This window comes from Aristophania sp. ESL1100, assembly GCF_058511235.1.
In genome coordinates this window covers 271,311-294,278 of the sequence record NZ_CP196394.1, presented here as the reverse complement: position 1 = coordinate 294,278, position 22,968 = coordinate 271,311, and the positions used below count along the sequence as shown (strand labels likewise).

Genomic DNA, 22,968 nt, shown 5'->3' with positions numbered 1-22,968 from the left:
TACGGATAATATCTTTTTATAAATAAGGAGATTATTTACGATTCACGATTGTATAGTGTCTTTTTTATGTTATTGTAAAACGTAAATAAGCCCCATTTTTTTCCCGTTGCGGAAGAGGAAACTTTAATCAGGAGGATCGCGATGATCTTCTCTAAAGAGTCAGAATTGCTGACCCATCTTTTGTCCGAAAAACTGTCAGACGAACAATTGACGAAGTTGAAGGACCTGCTGAGCCGGCCTGGAACCTCGGGGGAAAGCCCGTTCCAGGCACCGCAGGAACGCAGCGCACCAGGGACAGGGCGTGAGGGCTTTTGTGACCAACAGCATGACCAGCAACGTATCCAGCACATTCTTCAGGCCCTGCTGGCCCGGGCCTATAAGCAGTGCAGCGCGGAGAACAAATCTGAAAACGGGGAGCCCCTGCCCCTTGTCCTGCTCCCGCCCGAAGCGCTGGCTCGTCACCTGACCGGGCTTTTGATCAAGGATCGGGAACCGCAGGATTGTGCCGCGCTGATCCGCCTGCTCATCATGCTTCTGAGCGAAACGGAAAAAGCCCCCTATCTCAAGCGCCTTGAGACCATCACGCCGGAACATTACCGCCTGCTCTGCAATGCGCGGGAAGGCGAAATGCCGACCTGTTATGAATGTTTCGAAAAACGCGAACTCGAAAAGCTCCTGACCGCACTTTTGCAGGAATTTGTGCGTGAGACACGGATGCTGCCCCTCTGCTATAGCGTGCTTGAAATCCTCAAACAGGAGCGGGACACCGCCTTCCCCCGCTATTCAAAAAATATGGGGCTGAATCATTATCTCAAATGGGAAGATATCGCCCAGAGGCTGCGGGGCCGGCTGAGCGCAAAACACGCGAAAAACCCGCCCTTTATGCCCTCTGAAGGGTTGGGCGAAGCGGCCTCCAACCCGTATGGCTTCTGGGGCACGCTGATTAAAATGTGCATCGACCGTGAATGGGTGGACCTCCGGGAAGTCCCGGGCGATGAGATCAGCAAATATTACTTCAAAATCACCGAAAAAGGCATACAGCGCCTCCAGGCCCTCCAGCAGCCACTTCAGACAGAATCCGAAGCCGCCTGAAAAGGCAGGCTGGGACAGGCTGAGGATAAGAGGGAGGCCTGAGGATTAATTAGCCCGGGGAGAACGTGACTGACCGCTGCGGATCTCTCAGAAGAAGGACTGCCGGCCAAGCACGGATAGGCCCGCTCTACCAACGCCTCTGACCCGGTTAGATCCTGTCATTTCTACCCATCGTGATGGAAGGCGCGAAGAAAGGGCAGCCGGTTTTCTGCCCTACAGTCCTGCCCCTTTTTACCAACCATCACCCTTCTTCCGGATTTCTCTTCGGGCCTTCTCTTCTGATCTCCTCTTTTGGCCTTTCAGCCTGATATGTCCGTCTGAGAGCCGGGTTCTGGAAGTCGGGCTTTCATGGTCCCCCATTATGTCCCTTTAATTCAGCGTCTCTCATTCTGGCAGCACGCTTTTGGGCACCATGATTTTGGCCACCCTGCTCCAAGATCCTGGCCCTGGGCCTCTGTCCCTCTAGTTCTGAGATCCTGCTTCTGGGAAGCTGCCTCTGGGATACCGGTTCTGGGATACCGCTTCTGGGATCCCACTTCTGGCGCCGTAATCTGAGATTACGGCACTCTGGCACAAGGAAAAACAGTACTGATTTTGTTCTAAATTCAAGCCGCGGAAAGGAACCGATTTTCATCAGAAAAACAGGCAGGATGCAGCGTGGAATTTATACGGAGGTGAGTGAGGTGTCAGGACTTCATCACAAAGACCTTTTCCCCTCATCAGGGCCATCCGTTCCCTTTTCCGGTCTGCTGGGATAGGGCCTCCCCCCTTTAAAGGGAAAGGCCACCCTTGCCAGCATTTGTCCCCTTCTCCGTGCGAAAAGAGAAGAGTGAGCCTCACCCGGAGGAAGCGAGGCTCTTTGGCAACTTATTTGGAGTCTGAGGAGTCAGACTCTTTTTTGCTGTGCTCTTTGGACTCTTTTTTGGATTCCTTGGCAGCCTTTTTATCCTCTTCAGGAACGGGCAGTTTTGCTTCAGCTTCCTGAGTTTCAGCCGCTTTGGCCTCATCCTGCGTCATCCATTTTGCCAGGCGGGCTGGTTCGGCGCTGTCAGAATGTTTGGTCATTTTTCTGCCTTTACCGGCATGGCAGTAAAGAACCGTATCAGCTGCCTTGATCAGAGCGCCATCTGAATAGTTGGAACCCTCATAATAGCAGAAATGAATAAAATCAGCATGATGGTGAGGACGGTGAGCCGCAGCTTTACCTTTGCCTTCACCCATATCGCCTTCAGCATGGGCAGCAACGCCTGTAAAGCCAACGCCAACCAGACATGCGGTAAGTAAATACTTGAAATTCTTCATTATCAGTTCCTTTCCTAGTTCTGATTCCCCTCTGCGTATCACACTCTATTTAAAATAGATACACTTATAATGAGGTAAATTTATGAGATTTTTATTTTTTATAGTCTGCGTGACAATCATGCCATAAATCTTCTTCTTCAAGTCGAAAAAGATATAGTTCACGATATGACATGATAGTTTCCAATTATTATGTTATTAATGTGGTTCAATTATGTCTATATTATGTCACAAACGCGTGAATAAGGCAGACACACCATAAGACCCGCAGTTTTCCGTCTCTTAATAAAAATCAAGAACAAAAAAATGCCTTATTTTCGTCAGAATCGTCATAATCAAATTGCAGAACGTTTCGAGTTGTTATAGGATTTAACCAGTTCTTGAGAGAGAACACCCTATTAGAACCTATTAATAATTACCCGACACGGAACCCCGGGTTGTTTATGAGAAAAATTTTTACGTATCAGGATATGAAAATGGCACCCTTCGACGACTATAACAGGGTCTCAACCGCGCATTCCCTTACATCTGAAAACAGGCGGGGTCTTCATGCTCTTATGGAATTTCTGACATTGCAGAAGTTTTTATGGTTCCTGGGGTTTCTGCTCGCCCTTTTTGACCTCTACCTGCTCACACACTAACCGCCCGGAAGCCACCAGGCGCGACTCAGTTCGCGTTTCTGGTCCATAAATGGAAACAACTGTTCCCGTTTATTGTTATTGGGACGCAAGAGCCACCCGCTTTGGAGCAGAGCGCTCAATCACGCGTTGCCAGCCCCGGATCACCAGCGGGCGCACCGGATCTCCACCCTTCTTTTGCAACCCCGGCATTAAGGAAAAGCCCGTCAGGCGTTCCAGCTCGGCCAGCCCTGTCAGGCGGCATTGGGCCGGTGTTTCATTGAGGCAGAAGATCGCCGTTTCTCTATGATCCATCGCGTCATAAACGACCTTGAACAGCCCGATCGGCACCCTCCGTTCCCGCCCCGCCTTATAGACAGGACCCGTCACGATATAGAGCAACCCGTCATCCAACGCTGCCTGCCGCGTGGCTTGCTCGATCTGGTTCCAGGGACCGGAATTCATGGGGCCGTCCTGGGGCACAATGTTGGAGTCACGAAAGCTCTCCTCCCGCGCGACCCTGTCGCCCATATCGCCCGCAGGGGTCAGATGCCCGCGGACGTACGCGCCCCGCACAGGGCGATAGTCCGGCAGGCGCCCGTCAAGGTGAAAATGCGGCCGCCCCGCCCCCTTGCGCGGGAAGCTCCGCGCCGCCTGCACCTGCTCTTCGCTCAGACGCTCGGCCGACCAGAGCGGCACCCGCAATGACGCGGAATACCCCACCGCATAGCCCTTATTACACAGCACCACCCCCGCAGAAGGCGCTACCGCTCCCGCGAAGAAATGAGCACACGCTGGAGCTCCGAGCGGTGCAGCCACAACAATAATAGAAGACGCACCCCAAACTCCCCCTGCCACTATCATATTCCAGAATAATCGCGTTAAATATCGACTCACAACCACATTCCCATCATGGGACGGGTCTATAGCCCAGCATCTCTTAAGAATTCGTTATCGGGACATAATAAATACGAAACAAAGGAAGCCTTAATATGCGTGAAGTGCCGATTGCAGTATTTTTTATGAGGCTGGCCTTCCAAAAACCTACTTTGACGAAGAGCCGGATTTTTAGTGATATTTCTTCCCGCTCCTCTATTTTTCAAAAAGAGAAGGGAAAGGAGACCGACCCCTTTCCCTTCAAAATCGCCATTCCCTGGATTAAGGAGTGCAACGGGCCGTACTGAGCTTTCGACCAGACTATGTCAGACACACATCATAAAGGCCTGATTTCTGATCTCTACTATCAGAAACCTCCCACTTCACCCCTCTCAATTCGGGCTGTGATAATTTTTCCTGACCTCCTGATACAAAGCCTCTTTACGCTCGAAAAACATACCGCTCTGAAACTGAGTAACCATTTCAATATCAGAACCTGCGCGTTCCTCTTTCACATCACGATCCATATATAAACGAGCAAAAGAACAGCCTGTAAGGCCTGCTTTCATATATAAATCGTGTAAATGATTATATAGAGTCTCATCTAAGCATAATCTGTAATAAAGAATCTTTTCCCCAATGTTATCAAGTAAAGTAAGACATTCCATAAGAAGACTCTTATTCATTTTATCGGATAACATCTTATGAGGATATGGCATATTACGTATTATAAGCGTATCAATTAATGAAAGACTGATAGAGATTTTTTCGAATGAGAACCATATGTCCATCAGGCCCTCTATTTCCTTGTCGGCAATTCTTTTTTTCCGGTCCAGAACATAGGCTTCATGAAGCAGCCTCATCTCCTCTCTTTTTGTTTTATAAACGAGCAGATTAGAAAAAAAATCAGTTACTGACCTGGCCAGAGGAATTAAACTCAACAACTGGAGATGACCATCTCCAGGAAAAAGGTCAATCATTACAATTAACTCCTTTTTTTAAAATTATAAACGCATGATTATCACGCGTTTTCCAGATATTCATATAACATTAAGCAGAAACAAAATAAGGTATTGACTGCTAGATATCGTTTCAAAATTTTATAAACCAGTCAAAATACTGATTCGTCACATTAAAAATATAAGGATTTACCTGATTATTATCTCATTCACTTTCATCTTTTCTTGAAAAAATATTTTTTCTTCACAAAAAAAGATCATCCTGAAATACTCAAAAAAAATGGAAAATCTTCCACTTAACTGTAAAACACGCCTCTCATATAATTTCTTTATAAAATGTCACTTAAAAACCACACAAAAAGAAAAGTTATACCTATAAGTCATCTTCTCCCAGTTCCTATATCCATACATATACGCACCTCAGGCCATAGGCAGGAAAAAGAAGGAGGGTGTTCCTGATTGTGAAGAGCTCGCTACGATTAGGAAAGATAGCCTCCCCCCGCCTTATCCCGGATAATCAGAACCCTTATCCGCGTACGCAGCGTTTTAGAAGCAGTAAGGTAGTGCCCACACAGTTTGAAAAACCTCCTTACGCGGCTTTGAAATCGCCCAGATAGCCCCGGATCAGCTGGAAGATTTCGTCTCTCTGTTTCAGCACCTCGCCGAGGATATCGGCAAAGGCGTTATCTCCCTTGACGTAGAGATTCATCGGGAGGTTATAGCGTGTCTGGCAATAATTCAGGGCGTTGCGGAAGTCGCTGCAACAGGTTTTTAACCGCTCATACAGGGCGCTATCCATAAAGAGGCTGTATTTGCTCAGGGCATCATTCATCGCATTATAGAGCGTATAGAGCTCATTGAGCTGCTCTTCATACCGGCTGCTTTTGCCGAAATTGACGGGAAACCCGACCTTGGGAGAGGTAAAGGACTGTCTGGAAAGATCTTCAAACCGGCTGACGGCTTTTTCAATATAGGACCAGACGTCCATATAGCCTTTCAGCTCCAGCTCATTGATTCTCTTCTGTTTATCAAGAGCCGTCGCCCGGGAGACGCGCCGTGCCTCCTGTTCCTCGGGGCTTTCCTCTTCGGGTTGGGCCGCTTCGTACTCCCTTTCACGCTTATAAGAGCTCTCAGCAGGGAGCGAACCGGCACGCCCACTTATCCGCCCACTTATCCGCTGGCTCAGCGTCCAGCCAAACCACGCGGCCGCCATGGAGCCAAGGGCGGCAATCATGGTCACAATCGTCATGATCCAGCCCACAGCCCTGAGCCCTTTTGGGGGCGGAGGAGCGGGCGGTGCCTGAACCCGGATGACCATCGGGGGTTGCGGCGCCATGCTATAGGCGGAGACCGGGAGCGTCTTCTGCCCATAGACCGAAACGACGTACGATCCTTCCTTATTATAGGAACGCCACAAACTGTTTTTCAGGCAGTTTTCAGTCTGATCGGCGCGCAGATTGGCCCAGTTATCGCAGCTCGTCTCATCTGAACCGAGAAAAGAGGCCGCCTGCGCTGAAGACACCAGAGCCAGCACGCAAGCTGATAACATGCCGAAAAAGCCTGTAACGCGATATCGTCTCATCATAACTGCCTGTTTTCCCCCTGTTTCTCCAAAGGTCCGATCCGAAACGATCATTCTTAGAACAGAATTGTGGCTTTTCTTTATCCATCCAATTCTGGCCAATTCTGGCCCCATGATGACGGCGGGCTGCATTGACAGCAGGGCGTGATCCTGCTCCCTTGGCAGAGCGCGCGGTTTAAAGCCGCCCCCGGAGGATTTTAAAATGACCGGACATGAAACAGGGCGTGTTGTGACACTTGGCGTTTCCTCTCTTGAAGAAACAAAACGCATGAACATCCTCAGCGTCATGACAGGGCAAGGCCCGCTCTCCATGCGTGAAGTGTCCCGCCGTGTGAAACGCGACGTGAAATCCGTGCATAGCGACCTCCACGCCCTGCTCTCAGCCGGGGTGATTGACCGCACAGAAAGCGGCGCCGTCCTCTTCCCCTATGACCAGCTGCATGTGGATTTCTACGTCACACCGGAAAACGACCCCCGGGTGGCCTGAGCTCTGGATGTCTGAAGTAAAAGCGTTTCTCCAGGAAATAGGAATAACACCATGAGCATCATGATCTCACTAGGATCCTCAGGCCGAGGCTATCAGGCGCGTGTCTCTTTCGAGGCGGAAGATGGCGTCTTTGTCGGGCGGCTGGCGGGGATCAGGGACCGGATCCTTTTTGAGGGAGAAAGTGTGTCCGAGCTGAAGAGCGCTTTTGAAGCGGCGGTTGATGATTATCTGGAAACCTGCCGGAAACATGGAAAAGCCCCGCAAAAACCCTATAGCGGACGCATGATGCTGCGTATCGACCCCCACGCCCATGCCAGAGCGGCTCTGGCAGCAGAACTTTCAGGAGTCAGCCTGACAAAATGGGTGGAAAAAGCGATCACCCATGAGGTCGAAAAAGCGGGCCTTTAATCGCGTTACTTAAGAGTTGTTACCTTGCCTGATCGAGCAGGTGCATCACGGTCTGGGAGGTGGCGAACTGAAGGGTCAGATCCGGCTTTTCCTTGCACAATCTGGTAAAATTCGCTTCAATCTTCTCAGGTGACATGACATCAGGGTTCGGCGTGGCTTTCCCCTGAGTCAGCCCCACCATGACCGAATTGACCCCGGAAATATAACCCTCCACCCAGGAAAGATCAGCGGATTTGTCCTTACGCGCCAGAAACGCCCGACACGTCCCCTTCCCCGCCCCGACAATCCATTGCGAAGGTTGGGACGGTTGTGAAGGTTGAGCCGCCCCCTCCTCAGCAAAGCCGGCAGAAGGCAGAAAAACAAGCGCTACCAGAAAGCCCCCCATGACAGACTTCATCATATCCTCTCTCCTTGTGGCCAACCTGAAAAAGAAGGCATCACACCGCTTTTGAATTACCCTGATAGAACAGGCGTGGTTTGTTTCTTTATAACGTAACCGATGAGAGGGAAAAACCCTGTCTGGTTACTGGGAAAGAACCAATCGTTATAGTGGGGCACATGACCATTAGTGAGTAGCCGGTTCTTCTATTGATGAGTGAGGTTCCACGTTCTGGACAGCCTTTTCCTCTGCCCGATACAAAGCCTCCCTGACTTTTTCAAACAAGGCTTCTTTATTGGCCTCCCAATTTAAATCTCCAAATTTAGCGAATTTTTCTTCCGCAGCTTTTTTTTCTTCCGTAGCTTTTTTAATATCTGCGTCATAGGGTCTGAAATCTTCTTCAGGATTTAGTAACTTCAGAAAAGAATAGAAAACATCCATAATATTCATGTGAAATTTTTGCAATAACACAAATAAATCTTTATCAATTAATATTTCATACATATTCATTTTGTTAAAAAATATGTCATTATACTTATTATATTTATTAAAACATTCATAATATTGATAATTTTTTATTTCTTTGTTTATTTCATTCTCTGCATAATCCTCTGAAATTACCTTGAAATAATGTATTTTCATCCCAGAAAGATTTATATACATCATTTGAAGAGCTTCCCATATCTCCATCAAGCTAGTGATTTCTTTCTCGTTAATCCGCTGTTGCCGGTCCAGGGCGCTCCCTGTTGCGATCTTGAATGTTTCCATAGACTTATTGAATTGATTATTGCGGTTATCGCTTTCCTCCTTCAATTTACGATTTAACTCAGCACTTTCTTTATTTAAGCGCCCGTTAATAAATAACCCTAATAATCCCGAACCAACTACCGAACAAATTGATGCAAAGGCCGCAATTCCTGACGCAATAACTGTCGCAATAGCTCCACCATCCATAACCATAATCCCTTTACCAGAAATAACCTGCCATTATTCTTATCATCTAAAGCTGTTTCGTAAATACAAAACATCAATAAGCGGTTTTTATAGATGATTAATGGACACTATTACCTCCCTCTTTACCACACCATCCACGCCCCCTATAGTAAAACACCTCCAGACCCTCGGTCCTTTTTTCCATAAGGGCCTTTTGGACTCTCTCATTCAGGACAGGTTCCCCCCCATGAGCACTGAAACATTCTCTCATTGTGAGGTTACGGATTATCTGGAGACAGAAACCGAGATTGAGGCGTTTTTGCGGGAGGCGGAGACGTATGGGAACCCTGCATTCATGCGCCGTGCCCTTGTAGTTGTGGCCAAAGCGCGGGAGAGGAAGAGGAGCCGGGAAAACTCTTGATAGAGAATGCCTGTGTTTAAAACAGGAGTGATTTATAGACGCAAAATAATGGAATTATTTATGGGTATCGTTATGGGAATCCCTCGAAATGCCGACCTTGCTGAAAATCCCGACCAGATAGGAAAGAATAGCGGTCACACAGGTCGTTAAATAGCCTTCTTCATTATTATTAAGCCAGCGCCATTTATCGGGAAGTATTATATTAAGCACCCAGGCACATACTATAAGAAGCGAGAAACTTCCTGCTAACCTTACAGACCAATGTAAAATCCAGATCTGCATTTTACAGGCATGATCTTTTATAGTTTTATCATGCTCATAATCATCCCTGTTTTTCAGTTTATTTATTTGGGATTTCGAGTACCCATCATTCACCAGGTCTGTTTCTTTATCAGCCTCTTCGAAAGAGATGTCCTCATCCGTATCGTCAGGTAAAGGATCCATGTTGGAATGAGACATCACCTGACCCGTATTTACTTTTTCGCAGCTTGGATTTTATCGGAATAGTATTTTTCTATAACTTCATTCGGGATGACAGACCAATCCCCGTGTAAATCGTGAATTTGAGACCAGGGCGTCCCCGGCATATGCGTCAAGGCGCTTAAATAGACGCCTCTTTTACCTTTATAGGTTTGATACGTCCTGTTTATAATAGCAGCCGCCTCATCAGAAATCGCTTCAATGGGTGCGGGAATTGTCTCGGTAATCTCTCTTCCCTTATAATGGCGAATAGAGTCGTATAAATCCGCCACAACCGGACCATATTGCCAGGCTTCCACAGGTTCCCTGATAAGTTTCTGGTGATGATATCCCAGCATCCACCCATGAGCCAGATAGACAAGCTTCAGTAACTGCATCGGGTCAAGCGCGCTATTCTCCTCACCAGCCAATCTGAGAAAATAATTGGCAACTGTTTTCGCACTTAAAGGACGATGATCCAACACATGATCCAATGTATGATCTGGCAATGGAGCAGAACTTTCGTGAGATTCAGGGCTTGAAGACACTGTTTATAGCTTCCCTCTGGTTAAGCTGGAATCAAATTTATCATAATTCAAAAATGTTCGATATAATTTTGCGAAAAATTTTAACAGCTTGATGTAAGTTGAATAGAAAGAAACGTTCCAAAGAACGCTCTATAACCTTAAATAATCACACCTTATAACAGAAAAAACCATAAAAGTCATTAAAAATCTCATAAAATCATCCAGACATAATAAATGATACACCATCCTGAACCATCAATACAATAAATAACGTCCATCAATATTTTATGAGACTGTGATTAATACTTATAACGTGCTCCATATTCTGGTAACGTAACTCCCAATACATCAAGAAAAAATGGGGATGGACGTGTTGATAATTCCGGTGCCGGTTGAGGTGGGGTGGATGGCGGAGTGTGTGGGGGAAGAGCTGACCTTCCGCTTTATAGAGGCCATGGCGGGGCAGAAGATCTGGGTGCCCCGGCTGCGTATTGAGCAGTCCCACCTCGCGCAAACCTGGGGGAGTGCGCTGGCTCATTGCCTGGCGGAGCGTTATGGCGGGGAGCAATGGCAGGTGCCCATGCTCAAATCATGGCGCATCAGGCGGCTGGCCCTGCTCGGATTTTCCAATAACGAGATCATTGCCCGCGTGGGCGTGGGGCGCAGCTACGTCAAGCACACGCTCCATAATGTGCGCGAGCAGCTCAGACCCACCCAGCCTGCCGAGCCGGACGCCAGACAACCAGCCGGACAGCTCCGCCTCTTCTGACACCATACTATCAGGGGGGGTGGTTCTACCCCCTGATTCTGCCAGCATGGCTCTTCTAGGCTCGCTTTATGAAACAGAGCCTTGAACCCTCCCTCGCTTTTACCCTTCATTGTGAAGGGGGCTATCAGTGCCTCCGCTCAGACCCCGGTAACTGGACGGGCGGGTCTATTGGCTCGGGCCATCTTGTCGGCTCGAAATACGGCCTCTCCGCCCCGCTCATCGCCCGCGACGTGCCTCAGCTGACCGCACAGAAAATGCGGCTCCTTACCGAGGGTGACTTCCGCAACGTCGCAGCTGAGCAGTTCTGGGACCCTCTGTCCTGTGACGATCTCCCCCCGGGGCTGGACCTGCTGGTCTTTGATCACGGCTTTAATAGCGGGGTGGGAAACTCCGCCAGACTGCTCCAGCAGCTCGCCGGGGTGCGAACGGACGGCGTGATCGGCACCGATACGCTCACCGCCGTGTCCCACGCCACGGTTGTGACGCTGACGCCCTATCTCAATCACGATATGACGCTGCTGCTGCAAAAGGAAATGATGATCGACGAGACCGGCAGCCTCAATAGCGATATGCGCGCAAAGCTGAATTGCCTGAAATGGCGCCCCTCCCTCTGGTGCTGCGCCCTCGCCTCCATGCAGGCGGTGGATTACCGCCGGAAACGCCATTTCAGCATTTTTGGCCGCGGATGGCTCGCCCGGGTGCAACAGCGCGCTCAGGCCGCACTCGAACTCTGCCGCAGCTCACGTCTTGAACAACCCCCGGCAAGCTGACCCGTCCCCCCTTTCCCCCACCGGGCGCGGCAGGGGGCGATATCAGAACGCGCAGGACGCAGGCGCATTGTGAGGCATTATGAAAATTCTGGACTGGCTGGAGACACTTATCCCGGCGATCAACACAGCCCTGGAGCCCACTCTTGAGGGCACGTTATCGAAATATTATGACGCGGCCAAAACCGCCATCCGCTCCGCCCTGACGAAAATTGACGGCGGCGCCGATCACCTTCTGGCCGTCTATCGCAGCTATGAAAGCAACCACCCTCTGGTGCAGGAAGCCATTAACGAAGCCTGCAAACTGCTCAAGGTGGCCGGGGTTGATCTCCCCGATGCCGATATTGTGGAAACGCACATCAAGGCCGCCATTCACGATCTGGCCGCCGCTTTCGTCCCGCCTGATAACAGTGCGTCCTCCACAACCACAAAACCGGCCCCATAACACCGGTTCCCCTTTTCCCCCCGGCTTTTTCCTTTCCCCGGGGGGAAATCCTCCCCTCATGACACCCCTCAGGAGCCCCGCCATGCCGGACCTCGATTTCTCGTCCCTGCTGCTCTGGGTCATGGCGGTTCTCATTCTGTCTCTGGTCATCATCCTGCTGCTCACTCATGACGACCAGCAGCCCCCTTACTGGTGAGCCCCTCCCCATGTCCTCCCTTCCCAATCAGCCCACCGGCCAGCGCAAAGAGCCCTTCTGGAACATTCTGGCCTTTCTGGCAGGCGTCCCCGCCCGCAGCCTTAATGAAGACGTGCTGCTGCTCTGCTTTCATGAATTCGGCCTCCCCCTCGGCAAGGCGGAGCTCCGCCACGCTCTTGACGTGCTGGAGCGCAAGGGCTGGCTGCGCCTGATCTCCTATCGCCTCAGGCAGGGCCGCTCCCTTCTGGTGGTGCAGCTGACCGCCGAGGGGTTGAAGAGCTGGCTCTCCCCCCAGTCCCTTTCCTGCCTCCCTTCAGGAAAGCCCCTCTGACATGCCCCGCACCTCAGCAGCCCCCTCCAGAACGCTCCGCCTGCCCCCGCTTCTGCGGCAGAGTGTGACCCGCCTGCTCAAGGCCGGTTACAGCGCTGAGGATCTGCTGGCCGCCCTTTCCAGCCTTGAGACCGGTCGCCTTGAGACCGGTCATGGCGCCTCCATCGAGCAGCAGCAGAAACAGCTCCTCACGCTCTTTCACAACGCCCTGCTTGAGCTCTTTCTGTCCCCCGAAAGCGAGGCGGGCGCGCTTTCCGTGCGGAAAAACCCGCGGGAACTCTCCATTCTGGCGACCACCCTGCTCACGCTCGCGCGCATCCGCAAGCTGATGACCGAACAGGCCTCTGACGAACGGTCCGATGAGGGCGCTGACGAGGATGAGGAGTTCCCGCCCGGCAAACCCGCCCACCCCACTACGCATTCCACTACCCGCAATCGGGGCCTTTCGGCTGAGACGATCGAGCAGATCATGAGGGCCGCTTTCGGGGTGTCCTCATGAGCAACCCGCTTTTTCTGCCCTATCAGACGGAACTGATGCGCTCGGTGCGGGACCATCCGGTCACGATTATTGAGAAATCCCGCCGCACGGGGGTGAGCTGGGCGGCCTCTTTCATCGCGGATCTGACCGCCGCGGCCGGGCCGCAACATGGCGGGATGGATGTGTTCTATCTCGGCTATAATCTCGAAATGGCGCGGGAATTCATCGATTACTGTGCCGATCACGCCCGGATCATGCAGACTGTGGCCCATAAGGTGAAAGAGAGTTTCTGGAAAGACCCGGACCGCGAGGAAAAGGACGTCAAAATCTTCCGCATTGATTTTGCCTCCGGCCACAAGATCCTCGCTTTGCCCTCCCGCCCGCGCGCCCTGCGCGGGATGCAGGGTCTGGTCATTATTGACGAGGCCGCCTTTCATGACGCGCTGGAAGAGCTGCTCAAGGCGGCCATGGCGCTGCTCATGTGGGGCGGGAAGGTGCTAGTCATCAGCACCCATAATGGCGAGCAGAACCCCTTTAACAGGCTGGTCAATGACGTGCGCTCAGCCCGCAGGCCGGGCCATGTGCTGCGCCTCACCCTTGATGACGCCCTGTCTGACGGGCTTTACCGCCGGATCTGCGCCCGGCAGAACCGCCCCTGGAGCGCCCGCGCCCAGCGCCTCTGGCGGGAGGAACTCATCGCCACATACGGCACGGATGCCGATGAAGAGCTCTTCTGCATTCCCGCCACCACGGGCGGGGCGTGGCTCCCTCCCGGCCTGATCGAGGCACGGTGCACGCCGGACATTCCCGTCATTCGCTGGGGGTGTGAGGACGGGTTCGTGCTGCTTTCCGAGCAGGTGCGCCTTGCCGAGACGGCCCATTTCCTCCGCACCGAACTCACCGCCCCGCTGGGGAAGATGGAGGCCGCAACGCCGCATCTCTTCGGGGTGGATTTCGGCCGATCGGGGGATCTGACCGTCCTCTGGGTGCTGGCTCTGGAGGCTGACATGACCCGCCGCACCGCTCTGGTGGTGGAGCTGCGCAATGTGCCTTTTGAGCAGCAGAAGCAGATCCTCCATTTTGTGCTGGACCGCCTGCCCCGCCTGCGCGCCGGTGCGATGGACGGGCGGGGAAACGGCCATTACCTCGCGGAAGTCACCATCCAGAAATATGGCCCGCGCATTGAGGCCGTGATGCTGAGTGAAGGCTGGTACCGCACCACCATGCCCGCCCTCAAGGCCGCCTTTGAGGATGGGCGCATCACCCTGCCCTGCGACCGCGACATTATCGACGATCTCCGCACCCTCACCCTTGTGCAGGGTGTCGCGCGCATCCCCGACCAGCGGCGGCAGGGCACGACCGGCCCCCGCCACGGGGATGCCGCCATGGCGCTGGCTCTGGCCTATGCCGCCAGCCGGTCTGAAACGCGGTCCTATGACTATATCCCCGTTCCGCTCTCCCGCCCGGCACACGCCGCGCCCTCCGGTTTTACCGCACGCGATGAGGAAGAGCGCGACCGCACCCGGTCCACCGCACCCTGGAAGAGCGGGGGGCAAAGCAGGTGGCAGAACGAAATGATGATGTGATGAAAGGGATTTTATGACTGACCTTGTAAAAGACACCGAGAACGAACAGGCTGCTCTCCTCCTGCTGCTCCTGCTTCTGGGGCTGGCCGGACTGGCGTGGCTCTCATGGCGGGCGGGTAAAATGAGCACGCTGAGCAAAGACACCGGCAAGGCCCTTGAGCAGAGCCGCCAGACCCTGACCCTCACCCAGCAGGCTGACAACGCCGCCGCCAATGCCTGCCCAACCAATAACGCCCTGGAGGAGGCTTTGAATCATGGCACGTTCTAGCCGGTGGCTCCTCCTTCTCTTCCCAAGCGTTTGTCTCAGTGGCTGTCAGGCGCCGGAGCGTGTGGCGCTGTGTCCGGCGGTCGTCTCTTACAGTGCGCAGGATCAAAAAGCCCTGCTGGCTGAATTGCAGGCCGGGCGGCAGGCGGCTCTGCCTCAGGAACAGACGTACCGCTTCCTCCGCGATTATGGAAAGCAGCGTGCCGCCTTGCGCGCCCTCTGCCCCCATTCCTGACCCCCACTCTTTGCCGAAAGGACATGACATGACCACCACGCCTTCCACTTCTCACGAAACCCTACAGGAAACCCCACAGGAAATTATGGGGGCCTCGCTGCTCGGGGCGCGCCCTGCCCTGGCGGACCCCATTGCCACATTGGGGCTCAACCCTGCTGATGTGGGCGCGCTCCTCCATGCGGCGTCTCATGGCAGTTCGAGTGACTGGCAGGCGCTCTGTGAAGTGATTGAAGAGCGCGACCTGCATTATCTCGGGGTGCTGGGCACGCGCAAGCGCTCGGTCATGCAGCTGCCTTTCACGGTCAGGGCGGCAGGCGGGACGGCACTTGAGGCGCAGCAGGCGCGCTTTGTGCAGGACTGGCTTGATCGTGGCCTCATTCAGCGGGCGAGTTTTGACATATTGGACGCGATTGCCAAGGGCTTTTCCGTTCATGAAATGATCTGGCACTGTGAGGCCGGCAATTACTACCCGGAGCGCCTGATCTACCGCCCCCAGCGCTGGTTTGAAATCTCCTGGCAGGATGGGGAGACGATCTGGCTGCGTGATGAAAAAAGCACCGCCACCCCCGCCATCGCCGGGGCCGTGGCTGAAGACGGGATGCGCGCGCTCGACCCTGTTCGCGCCCTGGTGCACCGGCACCCTTCATGGTCGGGCCTGACCATCCGGGCGGGGCTGACGCGTTCAATCGTGTTTAACAGCCTGTTCAAACTCTTTTCAAACCGTGATTGGGGGGTGTTTGTGCAGTCATTCGGCATTCCCATCCGGGTGGGGAAATTCGACCCCGCCAGCACGAAGGAAGACCGCCAGACCCTCTGGCGTGCGGTGTCGGACGTGGCGGGCTCGCTCGGCTGTCTGATCCCCACCTCCATGGAGCTGGAATTTATCGAGCCCAAAGGCGGCCCCGGCTCCAGTGACACCCATGAGCGGCGGATCAAATGGCTCGATGAACAGACCTCCAAGGCCGTTCTGGGCCAGACCGGCACAACAGACGCCCCTCAGGGAAGCTACGCCTCAGCAAGTGTGCACCGGCTGGTGCAGGAGGATATTGAACGCTCGGACGCCGCCCTTCTGGCGGCAACCCTGAACAGCCAGATCATCCGGCCCATGATTGATTACAGCTTCGGCGCCCCACCATCCGGCCACTACCCCACCCTCTCCATCGGCCGGCCCGATGAAGTGCCGGTCGAGGTCCTGGTCGACGCCGTGCAGAAACTCGGCCCCCAGGGCTTCAAAACCCGCGCCACAGAGCTCTATACCCGCCTGAACCTGACACCGCCAACGGAGGGAGAGGAAGTCGTGGGTGGGGGTAAGTGAGGGGTGATTGAGCGGTGCGTGAGGGCGTAAGAAGGGGCCTGAAAGAGGCACAATCCCCCTCATTTGACCTGCCTGTTTTATAGGCAGAAATATCGGTAGATTTCTTGACAGGCTTTTTCAGCAGGAATAACAATAGCTTCCAACAAGAGTGTTCCCCGCACACGCGGGGATGAACCGCATGGACAAGCTTAAGCCGTGGGGTTCTGTCAGTGTTCCCCGCACACGCGGGGATGAACCGAGTATTTCAGACTTAGGTTCACTACTGGTGTTGTGTTCCCCGCACACGCGGGGATGAACCGTAGTCCATTATTGCATGATGGACATGATGCTAGTGTTCCCCGCACACGCGGGGATGAACCGCTTCTTTAGTGAGGAGCCCTACAAACGTTACGGTGTTCCCCGCACACGCGGGGATGAACCGTAGTTTGGCCGTCCCTGTGTGTCAGCTCTATAGTGTTCCCCGCACACGCGGGGATGAACCGCCCCTACCGCTGCCAGATAATATCTCCAATACGTGTTCCCCGCACACGCGGGGATGAACCGTTCAGGCGGTTTCTCAGGGAGTAGGACCCTTTGTGTTCCCCGCACACGCGGGGATGAACCGATTGCTGTCTATCCCCTGCTCTTTACAGGCTTGTGTTCCCCGCACACGCGGGGATGAACCGCAACGTCTGAGATTGCCAATAACGTTCTCATTGTGTTCCCCGCACACGCGGGGATGAACCGAACGCGTGCCATGTTTTTACTGGGCCAATAGGGTGTTCCCCGCACACGCGGGGATGAACCGACTATCAATGAGTGCGATGACATGATGCGGACGTGTTCCCCGCACACGCGGGGATGAACCGTCGCTACAATGGGAGATCGTTATCAAATTCTTGTGTTCCCCGCACACGCGGGGATGAACCGATTCGCAATTCAATATCAATATCAGCCGACACGTGTTCCCCGCACACGCGGGGATGAACCGAAATTCTACTGGCCCAGTAAAAACATGGCACGGTGTTCCCCGCACACGCGGGGATGAACCGCTACGGCGAATCGCAATTGAGGGACCCGGCTTGTGTTCCCCGCACACGCGGGGATGAACCGCTTTTGCCACTGGTTTATTTGACGGCCTGAAAGTGTTCCCCGCACACGCGGGGATGAACCGCAGGTCCAGAGAAACATGTGCGCGTCATGCAAGTGTTCCCCGCACACGCGGGGATGAACCGGCACATGGTCAGTGCAGTCGGTTAATCATGAAGTGTTCCCCGCACACGCGGGGATGAACCGCCGTGCTCACCTATCACGCCGTCCGGGCTGTAGTGTTCCCCGCACACGCGGGGATGAACCGGGTGAAAAGGGACGCGTTACACTAAATGCGCTGTGTTCCCCGCACACGCGGGGATGAACCGCCGGCATTTGAATGGATGGCACCGTACTGGGAGTGTTCCCCGCACACGCGGGGATGAACCGTGCCAATGTAAAATGACGCCCGGTATAGCTCAGTGTTCCCCGCACACGCGGGGATGAACCGCCTGACGGTAACTTTACCAATCCGCCTAATTAGTTTTCCCCGCACACGCGGGGATGAACCGGGCGATCAGTCTTATCTCTGGATTTCGTTCCCGTGTTCCCCGCACACGCGGGGATGAACCGTGTTACACGTATCCATGAGAAACGACAGCGCGGTGTTCCCCGCACACGCGGGGATGAACCGCAAGCGAATCCATTACAGGCCCCAGAATTTCGGTGTTCCCCGCACACGCGGGGATGAACCGACACTGCTCAAACTGGCCCGCGCTGGCTCTGCGTGTTCCCCGCACACGCGGGGATGAACCGATGCAGCTCGATATGTTGGCAGGCGGCAAGAAGTGTTCCCCGCACACGCGGGGATGAACCGCAGTGGTTGAATTTTTAACAAACCAAGAATTGGTGTTCCCCGCACACGCGGGGATGAACCGTAATCAAACAGTTCTTCCTTATTCATTTGCTTGTGTTCCCCGCACACGCGGGGATGAACCGAGGGGCGCGGCGCATAGTGAGCGTAAAAATTGGTGTTCCCCGCACACGCGGGGATGAACCGCAGGGTTCACAGGAGTGGCTTGACGCGCGACTGTGTTCCCCGCACACGCGGGGATGAACCGCGGTCCTGTGCACCGATTTCCAGCTGTATCGAGTGTTCCTCGCACATGCGGGGATGAACCATATTGTCTGAATATAGACACAAAGAGGCGGCAGTGTTCCCCGCACGCGCGGGGATGAACCGGTGGGGCGCAACTATGCAACCGGCAATGTTGTGTGTTCCCCGCAACCGCGGGGATGAACCGTGTTTTCAATAAACGGGATCGGGTATCCATCAGTGTTCCTCGCACATGCGAGGATGAAGCTATATAAATCAATCCTTGCTGATCCTATTTTAAATGATATCCAACATATCAGGGTTGGAATTTTCGTCCCTCATGAGCCGGATATTAAAGATAAAGGCTGTGGAAATCCGGCCTCCCGTGCAGCTTGAACTTCTTGAAGGGGTGCGTCGTGACCGACTTGTCCGACGAACTGGCGGCTAAGAGGGCCGCCATCCTCAAGGCCCGGAACAGCGCCAAACCTGCTGTCCCGGCCGAAGACGTGCTGAAGATCCTTAAAGCCGATCGGACACGCATTCAGGCAGCCATCGACGTTCTGCCACGCGAGGAACGGCGTGCAGGTTGAATGATCCGATGAAGCCCTGACAGATCGGGCCGCCATTATTGATGATCTGCTTCCTCGTAATCCTCACGCGGCCAAGCGGATTTTGCTCCGGCTGATCGACGCCACCACGGACCTCGCTACGCCCCCCAACATCGGGCGCTAAGGTGAGGACGGCACCCGGGAGTGGGTCGTCGCCATACCCTATATCCTGCTATACGAAATTGATGAAACCGCCAAGATCGTGCGCGTTCTGCGCATCTGGCACATGTCACAGGATCGTCTATAATTCACAAATATTTTTCTATGGAGACCAGCGCCGCAGAGCTCTCTGCCCCCTAAGGGAAGGAGCCAAGCAGGAAGAGCGCTCCCCCATCTTCCTTGCCGGTTTTATAGGCAGACATTCCGGTGGATTTCTTGACAGGTTTTTTCATCAGGCATAACGATAGCTTCCAAGAAGAGTGTTCCTCGCACAGGTGGGGATGAACCGAACCTACAGACCAGGACGAGCGCAGAGCGGGACTGTTCCTCGCACAGGTGGGGATGAACCGTTCTGTTCTTTGAGCCATGCGCCGAAACTGGTGTATTCCCCGCAATTGACTGTCCTTTTATAATTACGCTACAAAAACACAAGTCGAGAACGTTATCAAGGTTCTCAAATTCCAGGAATCCGCGACAGCTCTGATAAGGTTTTCCTTGAAGAGTCCTCGCGGATTTCCGCTTTTCAGGCCTATAAATTTCTGCTCTGTCAGGCATCCCCGTTCTCTCCGGCGGGTGTTCCCTCCTGGCGCTTTATGTTCCAGACGCGGTTCATCCAGAAGATAAAGACAGGCACCATGCCGACCGAAGAGAGGGAAAAGAGGACTGCATTTGGCGGGAAATAAAGGGCGTACATCCCCATAAATGAGAGAAGCGGGACCAGAAGCAGCGCTATGAAAAGCACTGGGCGGGCGTGCAGCCTTGTCACGACCAGCAGGGCTGAGATCACGATATTGGCGGCCAGAAACAGCGCGATGAACTGACCGAGCATCACGCCATAGAGCATGGTGGTCACAGCGAAATAGGACACCCCGCCGATGAGAAAATCGACCGGGTCCAGAATGCCTCTGATATAGGCGCCATCACTGTCAAAAGCGTAGAACAGGACCGCCCAGAGCGCGCAGCTCTGAAGCACGGCCTGTGGATGGACGTAACGCAGGAAGGACACGCCCTGAAGGCGCGCCCGCAGCCCGGCTGACCGCTCACTTGCTGAAAACAGGTAGAAAATCAGCGCTGCGAGGAGAACCAGGACCGAAAAGGACAGTGTCATCCCAAAAGGCGGCAGCCTCGTATGGCTGAGCCTGTCACGGAAAACGGCAAAAGCGAAAATGGGAAGCTTACCCAACATGACAAACCCCCTTTCTGACAAAAGGGCGGACGCGCAGACCCCACCATATGAAAGGGGGGATCGCAGCGACCAATGTGAGGGAGAGGAGCAGCCATGAGGCGTGCGGATTGTGCAACGCTGTGTACACCTCACCTAGGCGCGGTACCCAGAGGACGATGACCGGCACCAGAAAAAGAATGCCGCCAATCATCACCCTTGAGCGCACGCGCAATGCTGAAAGCAGCACTGAGAGTACGGCCGAGACTGAAAAGAACATGATGATGACCTGATTGAGCAAAAGGAACACCCAGCTCCCACAGCTTATCTCAAGGCTATCCAGCGTCATGCCTTTCGTGCCGACGACCATGGAAAAGACGTAAAGAATGACCCAGAGGGTTCCACACTGGAAAATCGTGCGCGGCATGACGTAACGCAGGCCCGGCGCCTGCCAGAACGCCCCTTCAGGCCGGTCTGATTTCCCGAACCACCGCCTTGTATAGAGCCATGACAGGGCTAGCCCGATCACAAGCGATGTTCCCAGATTCCATAAAATCAATTGTCGTGCAAAAGGATCATGCAGGAAGGACTGCATCATGGTCATATTCCCTCACTTTCAACGGTAGGGGGAGAAGCGTCCGTTCGGAGATGGCAGCCCACGCTCAGCCCCCACAGAATGATGGGGATAAGCGCGCTGCAAAAGGGGCCTGTCAGAGACAGGAAAGCGGCTCTCCCATAGGTGCCTTGAAGGATTTTCGTCGAGATCGGCCCGATAACGGCGCAATCCATCACCAGAAAGGTGATGACCGGCACGCACGCCAGCAGCCCTGTCCGGACCCTCAGGGACGCTGGCTGTAAATGAGACAGCAGCCACGACATCCCGGCATTGGCGGCCAGAAACAGTATCAGGGCCGGCATTGTGCAGAAAAGCGGGAAGTAAAAAATGAGCCTTTCTGAAAACACATCAAGATTATGATTGCAGAGAGAGGCGGCAGACATGAAAAGAACAACCCAGAGCACCACACAGGCGGCGATAGAGCCGGGATAGACGTATTTCAGCCAGGGGGACCGCCACAGAGCCTTCATGGTCGGCGTCGCAAACAGGCCCGCGTTCGTTTCAAGCGCGGCGCGCCGGCTGAAAGCGCCCATGATAAGGAGCACAAAAGCGGGCATATAGAGCCTGCGCCCCAAAACAGCCACCCAGAATAGCGGGCCTCCCGGATCTAAGGTCATTTTCTTCCTTTCTGTAACAGGAGCGATCAGTGAAAAGGCCTACTCAGCGCCCTCACTTTCAGGCGTGATGTGTGGCGCGATTTGTGGCAGAGCTTCTGGCGCGGCTTGCGTTAGGGCGCGCGGTCCGCCTGCGGGCACAATTTCGGGCACAACTTCCGGCTCTGGCTGAAACAAATCGCCCTTTCTGAAATGGTCCACGATATTCCAGCCCCATATAATGATGGGAATAAGGGCGCTGCAAATAGGGCCCGTCAGGGTGATGGTGGCCTTACTATGATAGCCGGGATGGCCGCCGAGCCCACGCGCCAATCCCTCAACGATCGGCCTGATGGCCACAAAATCCGTCCCCAGCAGGGCGATCACCGGGACCGCCAGGAGCAGCGCCATCCCGACCGCAGCAGAGCGCGGCTTCATAAAACATAACAGCCACGACACCCCGATATTGACGACCAGGAAGACGAGCAGGGCCATCCGGACATAGACGAGCGGGAAGGTCAGAAAAATGATGCCCCCTGAAATCAGATCAAGATTATGGTTGCAGAGAAACAAGACGAAGAGGAACAGAATGGCCCAAAGGCTCGTACACATAAAAATAGAGCCAGGATAGACATATCTCAGCCAGGGGGACCGCCACATGGCCCGCATTGAGTCATTGGCAAACATGCCCACATTCGTCTCAAGAGCGCTTTTCCGGCTGAAATATCCAAGGAGCAAGATCACAAAAATCGGCAGACTAGCCAAATGACCCAGACCTTTCAGCAATAGAACATAGTGATATAAATGTGTGTGCATGTTCATCCTGTTTATAAATATGAATCAATAAAACAGCTCAACGTGATGCGCCCTTCTCAGTCATGTGACACCACATTCATAACAAATGAGGCCATCCAGGCAGGTCACCGACAATGAAGCACCCCTGTTGGAGCTATAGAGTGCGGCATTTAGGATGAAATTAAGTCTTTATTATGATCTTATTCATTATTTTTTAAATGATTTGACTGTCTGTTACGCATCATGATGTCGCTGAAAGGTGGCCTCGAGGCGGAGCTTTTGCCAGACGCCCCAGCCCCAGTAAAAGACGGCAGCACGGACACGGCGCTGTTGAGCAGCAAAAAGATCGCGATGGACAACCAGCTTATGATCAGGGGAAAATAAACGAATTTCAGCACCCTGCTGCCAGTGCCGCCCAAAGGTGTGAAACTCAGCGATGTGAAGCTCAGGGGCGCGCACCTTTGAGGGCATTTTCTTCCTTTCTGTAACAGGAGCGATTAGTGAA

The 22,968-nt window shown here is 53.6% G+C and carries 30 protein-coding genes, 1 pseudogene and 1 CRISPR repeat array; of the genes and pseudogenes, 18 read left to right on the top strand and 13 right to left on the bottom strand.

Annotation, left to right across the window (positions count from 1 at the left end; genetic code table 11):
- Window positions 1-141: 141 nt before the first annotated feature.
- Window positions 142-1,092 (top strand): hypothetical protein, encoded by a 951-nt coding sequence (locus tag ACSYSY_RS01470; protein WP_491707571.1) that lies wholly within the window; start codon window positions 142-144, stop codon window positions 1,090-1,092.
- Window positions 1,093-1,959: 867 nt separating this feature from the next.
- Here ACSYSY_RS01470 and ACSYSY_RS01465 read toward each other — a convergent pair.
- A complete protein-coding gene (locus ACSYSY_RS01465) occupies window positions 1,960-2,394 on the bottom strand; it encodes a DUF1496 domain-containing protein (protein WP_491707570.1) in 435 nt (144 codons plus the stop codon).
- Window positions 2,395-2,867: 473 nt separating this feature from the next.
- Here ACSYSY_RS01465 and ACSYSY_RS01460 point away from each other — a divergent pair, with 473 nt between their 5' ends.
- On the top strand, window positions 2,868-3,032 hold the full coding sequence (locus ACSYSY_RS01460; protein ID WP_491707569.1) for a hypothetical protein: 165 nt from the start codon (window positions 2,868-2,870) through the stop codon (window positions 3,030-3,032).
- A gap of 75 nt (window positions 3,033-3,107) precedes the next feature.
- On the opposite strand, the gene ACSYSY_RS01455 is transcribed toward ACSYSY_RS01460, so the two are convergent.
- Window positions 3,108-3,905 (bottom strand): DNA/RNA non-specific endonuclease, encoded by a 798-nt coding sequence (locus tag ACSYSY_RS01455; RefSeq protein ID WP_491707568.1) that lies wholly within the window; start codon window positions 3,903-3,905, stop codon window positions 3,108-3,110.
- Between the two features lie 95 nt (window positions 3,906-4,000).
- Between ACSYSY_RS01455 and ACSYSY_RS01450 the strand changes: the two genes are divergently transcribed.
- The gene (locus ACSYSY_RS01450) at window positions 4,001-4,192 is read left to right on the top strand and encodes a hypothetical protein (RefSeq protein WP_491707567.1); all 192 of its coding nucleotides are present in this window, start codon (window positions 4,001-4,003) and stop codon (window positions 4,190-4,192) included.
- Between the two features lie 84 nt (window positions 4,193-4,276).
- On the opposite strand, the gene ACSYSY_RS01445 is transcribed toward ACSYSY_RS01450, so the two are convergent.
- Both ACSYSY_RS01445 and ACSYSY_RS01440 read right to left on the bottom strand, forming a co-directional pair.
- Window positions 4,277-4,864, bottom strand: a complete 588-nt coding sequence (locus ACSYSY_RS01445; protein WP_491707566.1) for a hypothetical protein — start codon at window positions 4,862-4,864, stop codon at window positions 4,277-4,279.
- 568 nt (window positions 4,865-5,432) lie between these two features.
- Window positions 5,433-6,428, bottom strand: coding sequence for a hypothetical protein (locus tag ACSYSY_RS01440; RefSeq protein WP_491707565.1), 996 nt, complete (start codon window positions 6,426-6,428; stop codon window positions 5,433-5,435).
- A gap of 199 nt (window positions 6,429-6,627) precedes the next feature.
- Here ACSYSY_RS01440 and ACSYSY_RS01435 point away from each other — a divergent pair, with 199 nt between their 5' ends.
- Window positions 6,628-6,912 (top strand): HVO_A0114 family putative DNA-binding protein, encoded by a 285-nt coding sequence (locus ACSYSY_RS01435; protein WP_491707564.1) that lies wholly within the window; start codon window positions 6,628-6,630, stop codon window positions 6,910-6,912.
- Between the two features lie 51 nt (window positions 6,913-6,963).
- Window positions 6,964-7,320: a type II toxin-antitoxin system HicB family antitoxin gene (locus ACSYSY_RS01430; RefSeq protein ID WP_491707563.1), complete on the top strand. Its 357-nt coding sequence runs from the start codon at window positions 6,964-6,966 to the stop codon at window positions 7,318-7,320.
- Window positions 7,321-7,339: 19 nt separating this feature from the next.
- On the opposite strand, the gene ACSYSY_RS01425 is transcribed toward ACSYSY_RS01430, so the two are convergent.
- Window positions 7,340-7,720, bottom strand: a complete 381-nt coding sequence (locus ACSYSY_RS01425) for a hypothetical protein (protein WP_491707562.1) — start codon at window positions 7,718-7,720, stop codon at window positions 7,340-7,342.
- 165 nt (window positions 7,721-7,885) lie between these two features.
- A complete protein-coding gene (locus tag ACSYSY_RS01420) occupies window positions 7,886-8,653 on the bottom strand; it encodes a hypothetical protein (RefSeq protein ID WP_491707561.1) in 768 nt (255 codons plus the stop codon).
- A gap of 226 nt (window positions 8,654-8,879) precedes the next feature.
- On the opposite strand from ACSYSY_RS01420, the gene ACSYSY_RS01415 reads away from it, so the two are divergent.
- On the top strand, window positions 8,880-9,053 hold the full coding sequence (locus ACSYSY_RS01415) for a hypothetical protein (protein WP_491707560.1): 174 nt from the start codon (window positions 8,880-8,882) through the stop codon (window positions 9,051-9,053).
- A 54-nt stretch (window positions 9,054-9,107) separates the two neighbouring features.
- Here the strand turns inward: ACSYSY_RS01415 and ACSYSY_RS01410 are convergent, their stop codons facing one another.
- Both ACSYSY_RS01410 and ACSYSY_RS01405 read right to left on the bottom strand, forming a co-directional pair.
- Window positions 9,108-9,512 (bottom strand): hypothetical protein, encoded by a 405-nt coding sequence (locus ACSYSY_RS01410; protein ID WP_491707559.1) that lies wholly within the window; start codon window positions 9,510-9,512, stop codon window positions 9,108-9,110.
- 14 nt (window positions 9,513-9,526) lie between these two features.
- Window positions 9,527-10,060, bottom strand: coding sequence for a Panacea domain-containing protein (locus tag ACSYSY_RS01405; protein WP_491707558.1), 534 nt, complete (start codon window positions 10,058-10,060; stop codon window positions 9,527-9,529).
- Window positions 10,061-10,403: 343 nt separating this feature from the next.
- On the opposite strand from ACSYSY_RS01405, the gene ACSYSY_RS01400 reads away from it, so the two are divergent.
- The 12 genes and pseudogenes from ACSYSY_RS01400 (at window position 10,404) to ACSYSY_RS01345 (ending at window position 19,385) form a co-directional block, all read left to right on the top strand.
- Window positions 10,404-10,808, top strand: coding sequence for a hypothetical protein (locus tag ACSYSY_RS01400; RefSeq protein WP_491707557.1), 405 nt, complete (start codon window positions 10,404-10,406; stop codon window positions 10,806-10,808).
- Between the two features lie 68 nt (window positions 10,809-10,876).
- Window positions 10,877-11,578, top strand: coding sequence for a glycosyl hydrolase 108 family protein (locus ACSYSY_RS01395; protein WP_491707556.1), 702 nt, complete (start codon window positions 10,877-10,879; stop codon window positions 11,576-11,578).
- Window positions 11,579-11,657: 79 nt separating this feature from the next.
- Complete coding sequence (locus ACSYSY_RS01390) at window positions 11,658-12,020, top strand: hypothetical protein (RefSeq protein ID WP_491707555.1); 363 nt, start codon at window positions 11,658-11,660, stop codon at window positions 12,018-12,020.
- Window positions 12,021-12,078: 58 nt separating this feature from the next.
- Window positions 12,079-12,216, top strand: a complete 138-nt coding sequence (locus ACSYSY_RS01385) for a hypothetical protein (protein WP_491707554.1) — start codon at window positions 12,079-12,081, stop codon at window positions 12,214-12,216.
- Window positions 12,188-12,547, top strand: coding sequence for a hypothetical protein (locus tag ACSYSY_RS01380; RefSeq protein WP_491707553.1), 360 nt, complete (start codon window positions 12,188-12,190; stop codon window positions 12,545-12,547). Before ACSYSY_RS01385 ends, ACSYSY_RS01380 begins: the two co-directional genes overlap by 29 nt.
- 64 nt (window positions 12,548-12,611) lie before the next feature.
- Entirely contained in the window at window positions 12,612-13,046 is a 435-nt protein-coding gene (locus tag ACSYSY_RS01375) for a hypothetical protein (protein ID WP_491707552.1), read from the top strand.
- Window positions 13,043-14,611, top strand: coding sequence for a hypothetical protein (locus ACSYSY_RS01370; RefSeq protein WP_491707551.1), 1,569 nt, complete (start codon window positions 13,043-13,045; stop codon window positions 14,609-14,611). Before ACSYSY_RS01375 ends, ACSYSY_RS01370 begins: the two co-directional genes overlap by 4 nt.
- A 13-nt stretch (window positions 14,612-14,624) precedes the next feature.
- Window positions 14,625-14,879 carry a hypothetical protein gene (locus tag ACSYSY_RS01365; protein ID WP_491707550.1) on the top strand — a complete coding sequence of 85 codons (255 nt, stop codon included), beginning with the start codon at window positions 14,625-14,627 and terminating at the stop codon, window positions 14,877-14,879.
- Entirely contained in the window at window positions 14,866-15,111 is a 246-nt protein-coding gene (locus ACSYSY_RS01360) for a hypothetical protein (protein WP_491707549.1), read from the top strand. Before ACSYSY_RS01365 ends, ACSYSY_RS01360 begins: the two co-directional genes overlap by 14 nt.
- Window positions 15,112-15,139: 28 nt before the next feature.
- Window positions 15,140-16,426, top strand: a complete 1,287-nt coding sequence (locus ACSYSY_RS01355) for a DUF935 domain-containing protein (RefSeq protein WP_491707548.1) — start codon at window positions 15,140-15,142, stop codon at window positions 16,424-16,426.
- 148 nt (window positions 16,427-16,574) lie between these two features.
- Window positions 16,575-18,799: direct repeats of the CRISPR family, unit length 29 nt; unit sequence GTGTTCCCCGCACACGCGGGGATGAACCG.
- A 147-nt stretch (window positions 18,800-18,946) separates the two neighbouring features.
- Complete coding sequence (locus ACSYSY_RS01350; protein WP_491707547.1) at window positions 18,947-19,120, top strand: hypothetical protein; 174 nt, start codon at window positions 18,947-18,949, stop codon at window positions 19,118-19,120.
- A gap of 16 nt (window positions 19,121-19,136) precedes the next feature.
- Window positions 19,137-19,385, top strand: a pseudogene (locus ACSYSY_RS01345) (type II toxin-antitoxin system RelE/ParE family toxin).
- Window positions 19,386-19,844: 459 nt separating this feature from the next.
- Here ACSYSY_RS01345 and ACSYSY_RS01340 read toward each other — a convergent pair.
- From ACSYSY_RS01340 to ACSYSY_RS01320, 5 genes are all read right to left on the bottom strand, one after another.
- Window positions 19,845-20,483, bottom strand: a complete 639-nt coding sequence (locus ACSYSY_RS01340) for a hypothetical protein (RefSeq protein WP_491707546.1) — start codon at window positions 20,481-20,483, stop codon at window positions 19,845-19,847.
- Window positions 20,473-21,057, bottom strand: a complete 585-nt coding sequence (locus tag ACSYSY_RS01335) for a hypothetical protein (RefSeq protein WP_491707545.1) — start codon at window positions 21,055-21,057, stop codon at window positions 20,473-20,475. The genes ACSYSY_RS01340 and ACSYSY_RS01335 overlap by 11 nt, the downstream gene beginning before the upstream one ends.
- 2 nt (window positions 21,058-21,059) lie before the next feature.
- Complete coding sequence (locus ACSYSY_RS01330) at window positions 21,060-21,692, bottom strand: hypothetical protein (RefSeq protein ID WP_491707544.1); 633 nt, start codon at window positions 21,690-21,692, stop codon at window positions 21,060-21,062.
- Between the two features lie 39 nt (window positions 21,693-21,731).
- Window positions 21,732-22,484 (bottom strand): hypothetical protein, encoded by a 753-nt coding sequence (locus ACSYSY_RS01325; protein ID WP_491707543.1) that lies wholly within the window; start codon window positions 22,482-22,484, stop codon window positions 21,732-21,734.
- Window positions 22,485-22,697: 213 nt separating this feature from the next.
- Complete coding sequence (locus ACSYSY_RS01320; RefSeq protein ID WP_491707542.1) at window positions 22,698-22,934, bottom strand: hypothetical protein; 237 nt, start codon at window positions 22,932-22,934, stop codon at window positions 22,698-22,700.
- Window positions 22,935-22,968 lie beyond the last annotated feature (34 nt).